Below are 13,545 nucleotides of genomic sequence, written 5' to 3'. Positions count from 1 at the left end.
GCCTCCTCCGTGGACAACGCTGTAGACAAATCAGCGGCGTCACGTGGGGACCGGCGGCTAGCCTCCCCGGATGACATCCCCCATGGCGGAAACGACACGTGCCCCGCTATGGCGGGACCGCGACTTCACCGTTTTCTGGTCGGCGCAGACGCTGTCTGTGATCGGCGACGGGTTCGCCGCCCTGGCGCTACCGCTGCTCGTACTCCAGCTGACCGGCTCGGTGGCGCTGATGGGCGTGCTCACCGCGACAGCCGGGGTTGCCGCGGTGGTGACCGCCGTCTTTGCTGGCGTACTCGTGGACCGGGTCGACCGTCGGCGGCTCCTCATCGGCTGCGACGTGGTCCGGGCCGCGCTGTTCGCCGCCGTACCGGTGGCCTGGTTGTGGGGTCCGCAGCTGTGGTTGCTGTACCTGGTGCTTCCGGCGGGCGCCGCGGTCGGCATGGTCTTCCGGGTGGCGTACGTCGCGGCGGTGCCGGGGCTCGTCGACGTCGGGCGGATCACCGAGGCCAACGGCAAGTTGTCGGCGAGCTATGCCGTCGCCGGGGTCGGTGGGCCGCTGCTGGCGGGGCTGGTCGCCGCCCGGTTCGGGTACCCCGCCGCGATCGCGGTGAACGCGGTGAGCTTCGCCGTGGCGGCAGCCGCACTCGGTGCCGTACGACTGCGGCAGGACCGACCGGCGCGGACGGCGACGTCCCTCGCCGGCCTGCGCGACGAACTGCTGGCGGGGGCTCGTTTCCTCTGGCGGCATCCGGTGCTGCGTAGTCTCACCCTGCTGCTTTCGGCGTTCTTCTTCCTCACCTACGGGCTCGACGACGTGTTGATCTACCACGTCCGGCGCAACCTGGGTGGATCCGACCGCACCGTCGGTCTGGTGTTGGGGGCGGCGGCCGTGGGTACCGTTCTCGGCTCGCTACTGGTGGCGCCGCTGCGGCGGCGGATCGGCTTCGGGGCGACCTGGTCGGGCAGCGTGGCGGTGGCCGGGTCGGCCGTGGCGGTGCTGGGTTGGGCGCACACCGTGCCGTGGGTGGCGTCGCTGGCGGCGGTGTACCTGGGTGGGGCGGCGGTGGGGGCGATCTGCTCGCTGTCGCTGCGGCAGGAGGTGACGCCGAACCCGCTCCTCGGCCGGGTCACCGCCGTGTTCTGGGCCACCCACTACTCGCTCGGTCCGCTCGGTGCCGCCGTCGTCACCTGGGGTGCCGGCGCGTACGGCGTACCGCTGGTGTGTCTGCTCGCCGGTAGCGGCTGCGTGCTCGTCGCGCTCGCGGCGCTGGTCACGCCGGTACGCCGCGCCCAGCCCGGCTGACCCACGACGGCGCCGCCAGCGGTCCGGCTGCGTCAGCGGGTCTGAACGCCCTCCCGGATCTGCCGCAACAGGCCGGCCGCCTCGTCGACCGGCCGGAAGGGGAACATGGCCATCGCCACGCTGCCGTGGTCGGCCCAGCCGCAGACCGCGAAGTCGCCACCCTCACCGCTGGTGCTGCCGCACTTCATCACCCCGCCCAACTGGCCCGGCGTCACGTTCCGCAAGCCGGTCACCGCGCCGGCCTCGTCAGCCATCAGGCTGAACAGGCTCTCCAGGTCCCGCTCCGGCTGCCAGAGCAGAGTGGTGCCGCCGAAGAACAGCACCGACCGGCGCGAGTCGGCCGGATCCTGGTAGACCGCGCCGAAGCTGGTGTCCAGCTGGATGTCGGCCGCGAGCCCGCTGCGCAGGTAGTCGGCGGTGCTGACGGCCCGCTCGCTGTCGTCCCGGGTCAGCCCAGCGACCTGGTCCGGCGTGGCGATCTGGGCGTCGCGCTGCTGGAAGATCCGCCAGCCCCAGGTGCCCAGCGCGGCGATGCCCGTCAGCGCGAGGACCGCCAGCAGCGCGATCGCGATCCGGCGTCGGCGGCCGCGGAACCCGGCGCGGTCGGCGGCCTCCTCCGGGGCACGGTTGCTCAGCTCGATGGGCTCGTCGGTCAGGTCGACCGGCGGGGCACCCTCTTCGAGCTGGCGGGCGGTGAGATGTGCGTCGGACATAGCCGCCACCGTACGCGAAACCACCGGTGGCGCACGTCGGGTCCGGTGAAGCGCTCCGTAGACTTTCAGGGTGACCGAGAACCTGGATGCCCGACGCCCCGACGCCCCTACCCTCGCCGGCCAGTACCAGCCCGGTGAGGTAGAGCAGCGACGGTACGAGCAGTGGGTAGCCGACGGGCGGTTCCGGGCGTCGGCGGACAGCGAGCGTCAGCCGTTCACCATCGTCATCCCGCCGCCGAACGTGACCGGCTCGCTGCACATGGGCCACGCGCTCGACCACACCGTGCAGGACGCGCTGGTCCGCCGCAAGCGGATGCAGGGCTTCGAGGCGCTCTGGCTGCCCGGCATGGACCACGCCGGCATCGCCACCCAGAACGTCGTCGAGCGGCAGCTGGCCGCGCAGGGCCTGTCCCGTCACGACCTCGGCCGGGAGAAGTTCGTCGAGCGGGTCTGGCAGTGGAAGGCCGAGTCCGGCGGGGCGATCCTCGGCCAGATGCGCCGCCTCGGTGACTCCGTCGACTGGGACCGCGAGCGCTTCACCATGGACGAGGGCCTGTCGCGGGCCGTGCAGACCATGTTCAAGAAGCTGTACGAGGACGGCCTGATCTACCGGGCGAACCGGATCATCAACTGGTGCCCGCGCTGCCTGACCGCCCTGTCCGACATCGAGGTGGAGCACTCCGACGACGACGGCGAGTTGGTCTCGATCCGGTACAGCGACGACGTGGTGGTGGCCACCACCCGGGCCGAGACGATGCTCGGCGACACGGCGGTGGCGGTGCACCCGGACGACGAGCGGTACCGGCACCTGATCGGTACCGAGGTGGAGCTGCCGCTGACCGGGCGACGGATCCCGATCGTCGGTGACGCCCACGTCGACCCGGCGTTCGGCACCGGCATGGTGAAGGTGACCCCGGCGCACGACCCGAACGACTTCGAGATCGGACAGCGTCACGACCTGCCCGCGCTGACGATCATGGACGAGCGGGGGGTGATCACCGCGCACGGCCCGTTCGAGGGGCTGGACCGGTTCGAGGCCCGCCCGGCGATCGTGGCCGCGCTACGGGCGGAGGGCCGCATCGTCGCCGAGAAGCGGCCGTACGTGCACGCCGTCGGGCACTGTTCGCGGTGCCGTACCACCGTCGAGCCGCGGCTGTCGTTGCAGTGGTTCGTCAACACCTCGCCGTTGGCCAAGGCGGCCGGTGACGCGGTGCGCGACGGGCGGGTGAAGATCGAGCCGGCGGAGCTGGCCAAGCGCTACTTCGCCTGGGTCGATAACATGCACGACTGGTGCATCTCGCGGCAGCTGTGGTGGGGACACCGGATTCCGGTCTGGTACGGCCCGGACGGCGAGGTGGTCTGTGTCGGTCCCGACGAGCAGCCGCCGACGGGCGAGGGCTGGCAGCAGGACGAGGACGTGCTGGACACCTGGTTCTCCAGCGGACTCTGGCCGTTCTCCACGCTGGGCTGGCCGGAGCAGACCCCGGACCTGGCGAAGTTCTACCCGACCAGCGTGCTGGTCACCGGGTACGACATCCTCTTCTTCTGGGTCGCCCGGATGATGATGTTCGGTCTGTACGCGATGGACGGGCGGCAGCCGTTCGACGTGATCGCCCTGCACGGGATGGTCCGCGACGAGCACGGCAAGAAGATGTCCAAGTCGTTCGGCAACGTGGTCGACCCGCTGGACTGGATCGACCGGTACGGTGCCGACGCGACCCGGTTCACCCTGGCCCGGGGTGCCAACCCCGGCGGTGACGTGCCGGTCAGCGAGGAGTGGTGCCAGGGTTCGCGGAACTTCTGCAACAAGCTGTGGAACGCGACCCGGTTCGCGCTGCTCAACGGGGCACACACCGGGGGGCCGCTGCCGGACGAGGCACAGCTGTCGACCGTCGACCGGTGGATCCTGTCCCGGCTGGCGCAGGTCACCGCCGAGGTCGACGAGCAGTTCGAGGCGTACGAGTTCGCGAAGGTCTGCGACCTGCTGTACCACTTCGCCTGGGACGACGTCTGCGACTGGTACGTGGAGCTGAGCAAGCCGGTGCTCGCCTCCGACGATGCCGCCGCCGACGTCACCCGTCGGGTGCTCGGGCACGTGCTGGACCAGCTGCTGCGGCTGCTGCACCCGGTCGTCCCGTTCGTCACCGAGGAGCTGTGGACCGCCCTGACCGGCGGGGAGACGGTGATGACGGCGGCCTGGCCGGTGGCCGACCGGGCACGGGTCGACGCCGGTGCCGAGGCGGAGATCGCCACCCTGCAACGGGTGGTCACCGAGGTTCGTCGGTTCCGTTCCGACCAGGGACTGCGGCCCACCCAGCGGGTGGCGGCCCGGCTCGACGGGCTGGCCGGTGCCGGGATCGCGGCGCACGAGTCGCTGATCCGCTCGTTGGCCCGGCTCGACCCGGCCGGTGACGACTTCCAGGCCAGCGCGACGCTGGCCATGCCGGGGGAGGTCAGTGTCGCGTTGGACACCCGGGGGTCGATCGACGTGGCCGCCGAACGGGCCCGGCTGACCAAGGACCGCGCCGCCGCAGAGAAGGAGGCCGGGCAGGCTCGGGCGAAGCTCGACAACCCGGCGTTCGTCGGCAAGGCCCCGGAACACGTGGTTGCCAAGATCCGGGAGCGGCTGGCCGTCGCCGAGGCCGACCTGGTCCGTATCGACGCCGCTCTGGAGGCACTGTCCTCGTGACCGACAGCAACGAACGCAACGACCGCGACGGCGCGGGTCGACCGGTGGACGCCGGTCGACCCGGCCGGGCCGGTGCCGACGACCGGGCCGGGCGGGGCAGACCCGCCGAGCGGGCCGCCTTCGCCGAGGTGGAGGCCGAGCTGGCCGGGCGCGGTTTCACCCGGATGGTCTTCGAGCTGGACCGCATCTCGTCCCTGCTCGACCTGCTGGGCAGCCCGCAGCGGGCGTACCCGTCGATCCACCTGACCGGCACCAACGGCAAGACCTCCACCGCCCGCATGATCGACTCGCTGTTGCGGGCGTTCGGGCTGCACACCGGCCGCTACACCAGCCCGCACCTGGAGACCGTGCGGGAGCGGATCAGCCTGGACGGCGAGCCCGTGGACGAGGCCCGGTTCACCGCCGTGTACCAGGAGGTCAAGCCGCTGGCGGAACTGGTCGACGCCGGTTCGTCGGAGCCGCTGACCTACTTCGACATGACCACCGCGCTGGCGTTCGCCACCTTCGCCGACGCACCTGTCGATGTGGCCGTGGTCGAGGTGGGACTGGGCGGGGCCGAGGACGCCACCAACGTCATCCAGGCCGGGGTGTGCGTACTGACCCCGATCGGGCTGGACCACACCGAGTGGCTCGGTGACACGTTGCAGGACATCGCGGTCGCCAAGTCCGGCATCATCCACCCGGGCGCGACGGTGATCGCCGCCGCGCAGGAGGAGGAGGCCGCCCGGCCGATCCTGCAACGCTGCGCCGAGGTCGGCGCCACCATCGCCCGCGAGGGCTCCGAGTTCGGCGTACTGCGCCGGGCGGTCGCCGTCGGCGGACAGGTGCTCACCCTGCAGGGCCTCGGCGGGGTGTACGAGGAGGTGTTCGTCCCGCTGCACGGCGCGCACCAGGCGCAGAACGCGGCGGTGGCGCTCGCCGCCGTCGAGGCGTTCCTCGGCGCCGGTGCCCGGCGGCAACTCGACCTGGAGACGGTACGGGAGGGCTTCGCCACCGCGAGTTCGCCCGGCCGGCTGGAGCGGGTGCGTACCGCCCCGACGATCCTCCTCGACGGTGCGCACAACCCGCAGGGCATGGCGGCCACGGTCACCGCTTTGCAGGAGGAGTTCGCCTTCAGCAAGCTGGTCGCCGTGGTGGGGACGCTGACCGACAAGGACGCGACCAGCATGTTGGAGTTGCTGGAGCCGGTCGTCGACCAGGTGGTGGTGACCCGGAACAGCTCGCCGCGGGCGCTGCCGGCCAAGGAGTTGGCCGCGCTCGCCGCCGAGGTGTTCGGTCCCGACCGGGTCGAGGTGGCCGAGGAGATGCCGGACGCGATCGAGACGGCGGTGGCGCTGGCCGAGGAGGACGTACCCGGTGAGTTGGCCGGGGTCGGTGTGATCGTCACCGGTTCGGTGGTGACCGTGGCCGACGCGCGCCGGTTGTTGAAGCGATGAGCGAGCCTGGCGGCCCGCCGCCACGGCGGTCGGGGCTGCGGGATCCGCAGCGGGCGGTACGCGGCCTGGGCGCCGGCACCCTCGCCCTGGAGGCCTTGGTGCTGCTGCTGGCCATCCAGCCGATTCGGGTGGTCGGCGGGGATCTCGGGGCTGCCGCGATCTGGGCGGTGGTGGCGCTGGCGGTGGCCGCCGCCGTGCTGGCCGGCCTGATGCGCCGGCCCTGGGCGTGGCAGGCCGGCACGGTGTTGCAGGGGCTGTTGCTGCTCTCCGGGCTGCTGCACTGGGCGCTGTTCGTGCTCGGCGTGATGTTCGCGCTGGTGTGGGCGTACGCGTGGCATGTGCGCCGGGTGATCCTGGGCTGAGGGCCGGTCACGCCTCGGCGCGTTCCCGCCACTGGGTCAGGGCGATGCCGTGTCCGTCCGGGTCGCGGAAGGCGGCGGCCCAGACCTCCAGCTTGTTGCCCCGGTTGACGATCCGGGGAGCATAGGTGAACCGGACACCGGAGTCGCGTAGCCGTTCGTACGCGCCCTGGATGTCGTCGACGTCGAGGTTGACGTGCACCAGCCGGCGGTTGATCGGCTGGGCTCCGGTCACCTCCCGCAGGACCAGTCGGGTCGCCCCGGAGGCGAGTACGGCGTTGCCGGTGCCCCGGTCGACCTCGCCGAAGCCGAGCCGGTCCCGGTAGAACTCCAGGGACCGGGGCAGTTCGGTGACGAGCAGGGTGATGCCCACCCCGTTGATCGGCGCGGCCTCCTCGGCGGCCTCCGGGTCGAAGCCGAAGATCGCGTCGTCGAGTTCCCGGTCCGCGGCCGCCTCCGCCCGGGTCGCCGCGCCGCCCGCGGCCGCTGCCCGGTCCGTGCCGCCGCCCGCGGCGCCGTCCGTGCTGCCGCCCGCGGCCGGTTCCGGGTCGTCCAGTGGCAGGTCGAGCGGGTCGAGCGGATCCAGTGGGTCGGTCGTGCGGAGCGGGTCGGTCGTGTGGGGCGGGTCGGCGGGGCCCGCGGCGGAACCGGTGACCCGCTCGGCCGGGGCGGCCGGGGCGACGGTGTCGGCAGGTCGCTCGTCGGGGTCGGCGAGGCGTACCCCGGTCGCCGGATCGTCGGCGGGCGCCCCCGTGGCCGCGAAGTGTTCCTCGGCCGGCGTCCGGGGCGCGGGGGTCGCCCGGCGGGGCAGCGGGTGGTCGGTGGGCTGCTCCACCACCGTCCCCTCCAGCACGACCGGCGCGCCCGGCCGCTGGCGTACCCGCACCGGCTCCCGTGGCTCGACCGGTTCGACGGGCTCGTCGCGGAGCGGACCACCCACCGGAGCACCCAGCGGCTCGGCCAGCGGGTCGGCCAGCGGGTCGTGGAAGTCGTCCTCCGGGGACCGCCCGGCCCACGGCGGTGCCTCCTGGCCGAGGAGAACCTCGTCCGGTGGCATCGGAGCGGCGAACTCCGGCGGCAGTTCGGCACCCTCGGCGTGGGTGGGAACCTCGTCCCAGAGCACCCGGACGTGCCTCGGGTCGTCCAGCGCCACCCGGATCGGCAGGGTCTGGCCCAGGGACGGCCACTTGGCGACCGGCACTCGCGGCTCGATGATCTTCTTCGACCGGGGTGGCAGGCCAGGCGCGTCGATCACCAGCTGGAGTTCGCAGCGCCCGAAGGCGTACTGGGTGGGTGGTTCCGAGGCGCTGTGCACATGCCCGGCACCCACCACCCAGGTGCGGCCGCCGGCGCGCACGGTGGCCAGCGCGATCGACAGCGCCACCAGGGCGACGCCGAGCGCCACGATGGCCCAGCTGGTCATGCCGAGGCCGAAGAGGATCACGAAGGTGGCCACGGTGCCGAGCACCGCGGCGACCAACTTCCGTACCGGTGCGATGGGCCGGTTAGCGCCGTTCGCCACAGTGGACCTCCCGGGTGGTCAGGGCCAGGCTAGGCCGGATCGGGGGCCGGGGGAAGCACCGACCACCGCGCCGGCGCCGGGACCGGGTCGCTAGGCTGACCGTACCCAGCCCGATCGGCTTCCGCTCTGAGGAGGAACCCAGCGTGTCCAACAGCAGTCCGGACGAGCGCACGCTCGTACTGATCAAGCCCGACGCGGTCCGCCGTGGGCTGGTCGGCGAGATCATCTCCCGCTTCGAGCGCAAGGGGCTGCGGATCGACGCCATGGTGTCCCGGACGATGGACGCCGAGCTGGCCGACGAGCACTACGCCGAGCACGTGGACAAGGCGTTCTACCCGCCGTTGAAGGCGTTCATGACCGGCGGTCCGCTGGTCGCCCTGGTGCTCTCCGGCGACCAGGTGATCGACGTGGTGCGGGGCCTGATCGGGTCCACCGACGGGCGCAGGGCCGCCGCCGGCACCATCCGCGGTGACCTCTCGCTGTCCAACCGGGAGAACCTGGTGCACGCCTCCGACTCGGTCGACAGCGCGAAGCGCGAGATCGCCCTCTGGTTCCCCGAACTGGGCTGATCGGGCCCGAGCCGGGGTGCCGTCAAACCCGCCCGCGCGGGCGGAACGGCCGGCCCCGGCCGAGCGCGTCGGCGTACCCCCAGCGGCCACGGATGTCGAGCAGCTCGATCTGGCCGAGCTGCTCCGGCACCCCGGCGTTGACGGCCAGATGGTCGTCGTACGGCTCCAGGCCGAGGAGCGCACGGAGCAGCAGCAGGGGCGTCCCGGCCGACGGCGCGTACGGGCTGTCGGTGAGGCCGTGTGGTACCGGGACATGGGTGAGGGCCCGGGGGTAGCCCGTAAGATACGCCGGCAGCCTCCCCTGGAAGTGCTGGGCGGCTTCCAGCATCGCCACGGCGATCCGGGCGGCCTCCTCGCGGAAGCCGGCCCGGCTCAACCCCCAGGCGACTATCGAGTTGTCCCACGGCCAGACCGCGCCGCAGTGCCGGCCGAGCGGGCTGTACCTGGTCTCGGTGGCGGTGCTGGTGCGGATTCCCCAACCCGACCAGAGCCCCGGGCCGAACAGGTGCTCCACCACCTGTTCGGCCCGCTCGGGCCGTACGATGCCGCTCCAGAACAGCTGCCCGATGGTCGACGTCAGGCCGTCGACCGGCCGCCCGTCAGCCTCCAGCGCCACCGCGTAATGGCCTCGGTCGGGCAGCCAGAAGTCCCGGTCGAACCGTTGCCGCAGATCAGCCGCGGCCCGCTCCAACTGGCTCGCCCACTCCGGGTCCTGCCAGAAGGAACGGGCCAGCCGGGCCGCGCGGAGCTTCGCGTCATAGGTGTAGCCCTGGACCTCGCAGTTCGCCTGCGGGAAGCCGGCGCTGCGGCCGTCGGCGTAGTAGGTCGAGTTCGCCGAACTGCGCCAGCTGCCGCTCACCGGGGTGCTGCGGGTGCGGTGACGGACGGTCCAGACGTAGCCGGTGGACTCCGGGTCCGCGGACCAGTCGAGCCAGTCGATGGCCTTCCGCACCTGGAACTCGTACTGGCGGACCAGGCTGGCGTCGCCGGTCCAGCGTTCGTACTCGTCCAGCAGGATGACGAAGAGCGCGGTGGTGTCGACGGCGTTGAAGTTGGCCGACTCCGGAGTGTCGTTGAATCCGGCCGAGTCGCCGTACCGGCACTCCTGGAGTATCTTGCCTGGCTGCTCACCGCGGAACGGGTCCTCGCGGCTGCCCTGGGTCAGGGACAGGATCCGCATGGTCCGTGCCGCTCGTTCGGGGATGAACGGGAGCGCCTGGAAACTGCTGAGCAGACTCTCCCGACTGAGCAGCGTCATCGACCAGGGCAGACCGGTGGCGGGTAGGCCTTCGCGATAGTTGAGCCCGGGGTAGTGCAGGGCGGCCATGTCGTGTATGCACCGCTGGTACGTCTCCTGTAACGGACGGTGCGTGGCGGAGAGCAGAGGTGCCCGCGCGATCATGCTGGCGAGGTCCTCGGCGAAGTACGTTCGGGACCGACCGGTCGAGCTGTTCAACCGTTCCCTCAGGTCGCGTCGGCGCAGGTCGCGCACCAGCGGTAGGACCCGCAACCGGGTGGTCCAGCTGCCGTGCGCGGCGAGGGTGATCGTGAAGGTCAGTCCGGTGGCGCTGAACCGGCCCGGCGCACTCGTCGTGACGACGGTTTCGCGGTGCAGGGTCTGCCGCCGGTAGTGCAGGCGGAGGGCGCCCTCGTCGATGGTGGCGGTGACCGGACGGAGCTGGCGGCGGCTCTCCCAGATCTCGGGTACCTCGGCGAAGTCCGCGGCGATCTCCAGCCGAAGCGTGTGGCGCACCGGCTCCGGCACGTGGTTCAGGAGAGTGATCTCCTCCTCGAACTCGTGACCCACCAGGCGGTGCCGCAGCAGTGAGGTGGTGGCGTTGACGTAGTGGGTGGGCTGTCCGGGCACCAACCCGAACTTCGCCTCCCAGGTGTGCACGGCGGTCTGGGAGAGCACCGACGGTGGCTCGTCGTCGATGGTCAGTCGCCAGGTGGACAGGAACCGGGTGTCGAAGAAGTAGAGACCCAGCGGTGTGTCCGGGTCGGACTGGACGTTCCCGTTGGGCTCACTGATCATGAACATGTTGCCGGCGAACACGCGGCTGGCCTCGTACAACCCGGTGAAGCTGAGCGTGTTGTCGGTGGTCGGCCAGTCCGCCGACGTGACCGCCCCACTGTCGGCGGGCAACGGCAGCAGGCGCTGGAACAGCAGCAGCAGCGCCAACTCGCCCTCGATCGAGACGACGCCGCGAAACAGCATCGCGACGATCTGGTCGTCGCCGGCGAGCAGGCGTTCGAACGCGTCGGGACGCATCTCCACCCGGCAGTCGGCGCGATCGCCATCGCGCCGCGCCGAGGCCCGGCCGTTGTCGAGCCGGACGAACCAGGTGGTGGTCTCGCATTCGGCGGCGACGAAGTCGAACCGGAGCAGCCCGGTGGGTGTGGTGGGCAGCCGGCCCACCGAGGAGGTGGTCAGGTCGGAGAAGAACCCGTTGAGCCGCTCAACCACCGCGTCCTCCCTGTGGCGCAGCCACGTCCAGCAGCCCCGGTCGTCAATCCGAGGTTATAGCCAATGTACGGTGGTTTGGTGCATTCTATTGTTTAGTCGGAAACAGGCATGCCTTTCACCGGGCGGTCGGGAAGGGTGTCGTCGATGGCGGAACATGCCAGTGGCATTCGGTACCACGTCTACGGCCAAGGCCAACGCGGCACCTTTCTGCTGGTGCACGGCTGGTGCGGCGACCACACCTTCATGGCGCCGTTGGCCGAGCACCTCGCCGCCGCCCGGGCCCGCGTGATCGCCGTCGACATGCCCGGCCACGGGCAGAGCCCACCGCCGCCAGACGGGTACGGCGTCGACCAGATGGCGGGCCGACTCCGCGCCCTGGCCCGGGAACTCGGCCTGCGTCGGGTCACCGTCATCGGGCACAGCCTGGGCGGCGTCTGGTCGCTCGCGGCGGCAGCCGCCGATCCCGCCGTGTTCACCGGACTCGGCCTGCTCGATTCGGCCGTCGCCGGAGCACCCGGAGCCGCCGAGGCGATCGCGCAGGTGGCCGGCATGCTTCGCGACGACAGCACGGGCGCGGCCCGGGAGCAGATAGTCCGCTCGTACTTCCGCCCCTACTCGGACCCGGCGCTGGTGGCATCGGTGCTCCGGGCGATGGCCCGCCCCTCGACCGAGGCGGCGTACGAGCCGATCGCCGGACTGGCCGACTACGTCGCGCGCGGAGGTGACACGGCGGCGCTGACCGCATGGCGGCGGCCGCTGCTGCTGATCGGCACCGACGCGCCGTTCGCCGACTACGCGCACCTATCCCGACTGGTGCCGGCCGCCCATGTCGGGCAGACCGTCGGCTCCGGACACTTCATGCAGCTCGAGGTACCCGCACAGGTCAACGAGATGGTCGACCGGTACCTGAAGGTCACGGGCTGACCGGGCCCGGGCGCGCGGGTGGCCCGGTTCCGGGCAGCCAGTTCAGTTTGTCGGGGTTGGCCACCAGGAAGACGTCGGTGATCCGGCCGGCGGCGGTGCCGAGGGTGATGGCGTACCTGTCGCCGGCCGCGCTGGACACGACGACGGCCGGCTGGCCGTTGAGTTCCGTGCGGTGCACGGTGAGCGGCCAACCCTTGTCCCGTACGCCCAGGAGGAACCGGGCGACCCGGTCCGCACCGGTCACCGGGTTGCGGGCGGCCCGCACCCGGCCACCGCCGTCGCTCCACGCGGTCGCGTCGGCGGCCACCAGATCGGTGAGCGCCGCCAGGTTGCCATCGTCGGCGGCGGCGACGAACGCATCCAGCAGCCGCTTCTGTTCCGCCCGGTCGGCGGTGAACCGGCGCTGGTCGCGGCCGATCCGGCTGCTCGCCCGGTGGTGCAGTTGCCGACAGTCCTCGGCGGAGCGGTCCAGCAACTCGCCGATCTCGGCGTACGGCAGCTCGAAGGCGGTGTGCAGCACGTAGACCGCGCGCTCCGGCGGGGTGAGTCGTTCCAGCAGGTGCAGCAGTGCGGTGGAGAGGGAGTCGCGCAGCTCGGCGCGTTCCAGCGGACCGAACGGCGACGGCGCGGTCGGTACCGGCTCGGGCAGCCACGGCCCGACGTACGTCTCCCGGGCGGCCTGTCGGGCGCGCAGCCGGTCCATCGCCAGGTGGGTGACCACCCGGGACAGGTAGCGGCGGGGCTCGCCGACCTCGTTGCGATCGACCCGCACCCAGCGCAGGTACGCCTCCTGCAGGACGTCCTCCGCGTCGTGCCGGCTGCCCAGCAGCCGGTAGGCCAGCCCGAGCAGCATCGGCCGGTGCGCGTCCAGCGCACCGGCCGCCTCTGCCGCGTCGCCCGGGTTCAGGCGTCCGCCGGCAGTTCGTTGCGGAAGGTCACCGCGATCCGGTTCCACACGTTGATTGTGGCAATCGCCAGAACCAGGTCGGCGAGGGCCTTCTCCGGCCAGACCTTCGCGGCGGTGTCCCAGACGTCGTCGGGTACGCCGTGCTCGCCGAGTCGGGTGACCGCGTCGGTGAGCGCCAGCGCGGCCCGTTCCCGCTCGTCGAAGAAGGGCGCCTCACGCCACGCCGCCACCGCGAACAGCCGCCGGTTCGACTCACCCGCGCCCAGCGCCTCCTGGCTGTGCATGTCGACGCAGTACGCGCAGCCGTTCAACATCGACGCGCGCAGTTTCACCAACTCCAGCACGGTGTGGTCCACGTTGGCCCGGACGTACTTCTCCAGCCCCATGACGCTCTGGAACGCCCCCGGTGCCACCTCTGCCACGTTCATCCGCTGCATGACGACCTCCCTGTGTCGGTGGATCTGACATCGGCACGACGGTCGCGGCACGCCTGGCGTGACAGCCCGCTCCTGTGACGCCCGTCATGCGCCCCCAGATCCGTATCGGCGACGGAAAGTGCAAGATCGCGGCGCGGCGGCGGGGTGGGGTGGCGGCGCGGCGGGGCGGGGGGGGGGGGGGGGGGGGGGGGTGTGGGGGGGGGGGGGGGGGGGAGCGGG

Annotated in this window: 11 protein-coding genes; 6 read left to right on the top strand and 5 right to left on the bottom strand. The window is 71.9% G+C overall.

From position 1 onward, the window contains the following. The first annotated feature begins 70 nt into the window (after positions 1-70). Complete coding sequence (locus D2L64_RS26650) at positions 71-1,303, top strand: MFS transporter (protein ID WP_233559168.1); 1,233 nt, start codon at positions 71-73, stop codon at positions 1,301-1,303. Between the two features lie 32 nt (positions 1,304-1,335). On the opposite strand, the gene D2L64_RS26645 is transcribed toward D2L64_RS26650, so the two are convergent. Further along, positions 1,336-2,016, bottom strand: coding sequence for a hypothetical protein (locus D2L64_RS26645; protein ID WP_119579953.1), 681 nt, complete (start codon positions 2,014-2,016; stop codon positions 1,336-1,338). A 70-nt stretch (positions 2,017-2,086) separates the two neighbouring features. On the opposite strand from D2L64_RS26645, the gene D2L64_RS26640 reads away from it, so the two are divergent. The 3 genes from D2L64_RS26640 (at position 2,087) to D2L64_RS26630 (ending at position 6,503) form a co-directional block, all read left to right on the top strand. Then, entirely contained in the window at positions 2,087-4,705 is a 2,619-nt protein-coding gene (locus tag D2L64_RS26640) for a valine--tRNA ligase (protein WP_119579952.1), read from the top strand. Positions 4,706-4,869: 164 nt separating this feature from the next. Next, positions 4,870-6,141 (top strand): bifunctional folylpolyglutamate synthase/dihydrofolate synthase, encoded by a 1,272-nt coding sequence (locus D2L64_RS26635; protein ID WP_233559169.1) that lies wholly within the window; start codon positions 4,870-4,872, stop codon positions 6,139-6,141. After that, positions 6,138-6,503, top strand: coding sequence for a DUF4233 domain-containing protein (locus D2L64_RS26630; protein ID WP_119579951.1), 366 nt, complete (start codon positions 6,138-6,140; stop codon positions 6,501-6,503). Before D2L64_RS26635 ends, D2L64_RS26630 begins: the two co-directional genes overlap by 4 nt. 7 nt (positions 6,504-6,510) lie before the next feature. Here D2L64_RS26630 and D2L64_RS26625 read toward each other — a convergent pair whose 3' ends face one another. Next, positions 6,511-8,022, bottom strand: a complete 1,512-nt coding sequence (locus tag D2L64_RS26625; protein ID WP_119579950.1) for a VOC family protein — start codon at positions 8,020-8,022, stop codon at positions 6,511-6,513. Positions 8,023-8,165: 143 nt separating this feature from the next. On the opposite strand from D2L64_RS26625, the gene ndk reads away from it, so the two are divergent. Further along, entirely contained in the window at positions 8,166-8,591 is a 426-nt protein-coding gene (ndk, locus tag D2L64_RS26620; RefSeq protein ID WP_119579949.1) for a nucleoside-diphosphate kinase, read from the top strand. 22 nt (positions 8,592-8,613) lie between these two features. Here ndk and D2L64_RS26615 read toward each other — a convergent pair whose 3' ends face one another. Continuing rightward, complete coding sequence (locus D2L64_RS26615; protein ID WP_119579948.1) at positions 8,614-11,058, bottom strand: glycogen debranching N-terminal domain-containing protein; 2,445 nt, start codon at positions 11,056-11,058, stop codon at positions 8,614-8,616. A gap of 144 nt (positions 11,059-11,202) precedes the next feature. Between D2L64_RS26615 and D2L64_RS26610 the strand changes: the two genes are divergently transcribed. After that, positions 11,203-11,982 (top strand): alpha/beta fold hydrolase, encoded by a 780-nt coding sequence (locus D2L64_RS26610; protein WP_158603558.1) that lies wholly within the window; start codon positions 11,203-11,205, stop codon positions 11,980-11,982. Here D2L64_RS26610 and sigJ read toward each other — a convergent pair. Both sigJ and D2L64_RS26600 read right to left on the bottom strand, forming a co-directional pair. After that, positions 11,972-12,937: an RNA polymerase sigma factor SigJ gene (gene sigJ / locus D2L64_RS26605; protein ID WP_233559167.1), complete on the bottom strand. Its 966-nt coding sequence runs from the start codon at positions 12,935-12,937 to the stop codon at positions 11,972-11,974. The genes D2L64_RS26610 and sigJ overlap by 11 nt on opposite strands. Beyond that, positions 12,886-13,326 carry a carboxymuconolactone decarboxylase family protein gene (locus tag D2L64_RS26600; protein WP_119579945.1) on the bottom strand — a complete coding sequence of 147 codons (441 nt, stop codon included), beginning with the start codon at positions 13,324-13,326 and terminating at the stop codon, positions 12,886-12,888. Before D2L64_RS26600 ends, sigJ begins: the two co-directional genes overlap by 52 nt. Between the last annotated feature and the right edge of the window lie 219 nt (positions 13,327-13,545).

Source organism: Micromonospora radicis (genome assembly GCF_003583405.1).
GTDB classification, from domain to species: Bacteria; Actinomycetota; Actinomycetes; order Mycobacteriales; family Micromonosporaceae; genus Micromonospora; species Micromonospora radicis.
This window is presented reverse-complemented; position numbering and strand designations above follow the sequence as displayed.

Excerpts from the sequence above, each read along its gene's own strand:
- D2L64_RS26650 (WP_233559168.1), top strand. The coding sequence starts at position 71 with ATGACATCCCCCATGGCGGAAACGACACGTGCCCCGCTATGGCGGGAC.
- D2L64_RS26645 (WP_119579953.1), bottom strand. The coding sequence starts at position 2,016 with ATGTCCGACGCACATCTCACCGCCCGCCAGCTCGAAGAGGGTGCCCCG.
- D2L64_RS26635 (WP_233559169.1), top strand. The coding sequence starts at position 4,870 with ATGGTCTTCGAGCTGGACCGCATCTCGTCCCTGCTCGACCTGCTGGGC.
- D2L64_RS26630 (WP_119579951.1), top strand. The coding sequence starts at position 6,138 with ATGAGCGAGCCTGGCGGCCCGCCGCCACGGCGGTCGGGGCTGCGGGAT.
- D2L64_RS26610 (WP_158603558.1), top strand. The coding sequence starts at position 11,203 with ATGGCGGAACATGCCAGTGGCATTCGGTACCACGTCTACGGCCAAGGC.
- D2L64_RS26600 (WP_119579945.1), bottom strand. The coding sequence starts at position 13,326 with ATGCAGCGGATGAACGTGGCAGAGGTGGCACCGGGGGCGTTCCAGAGC.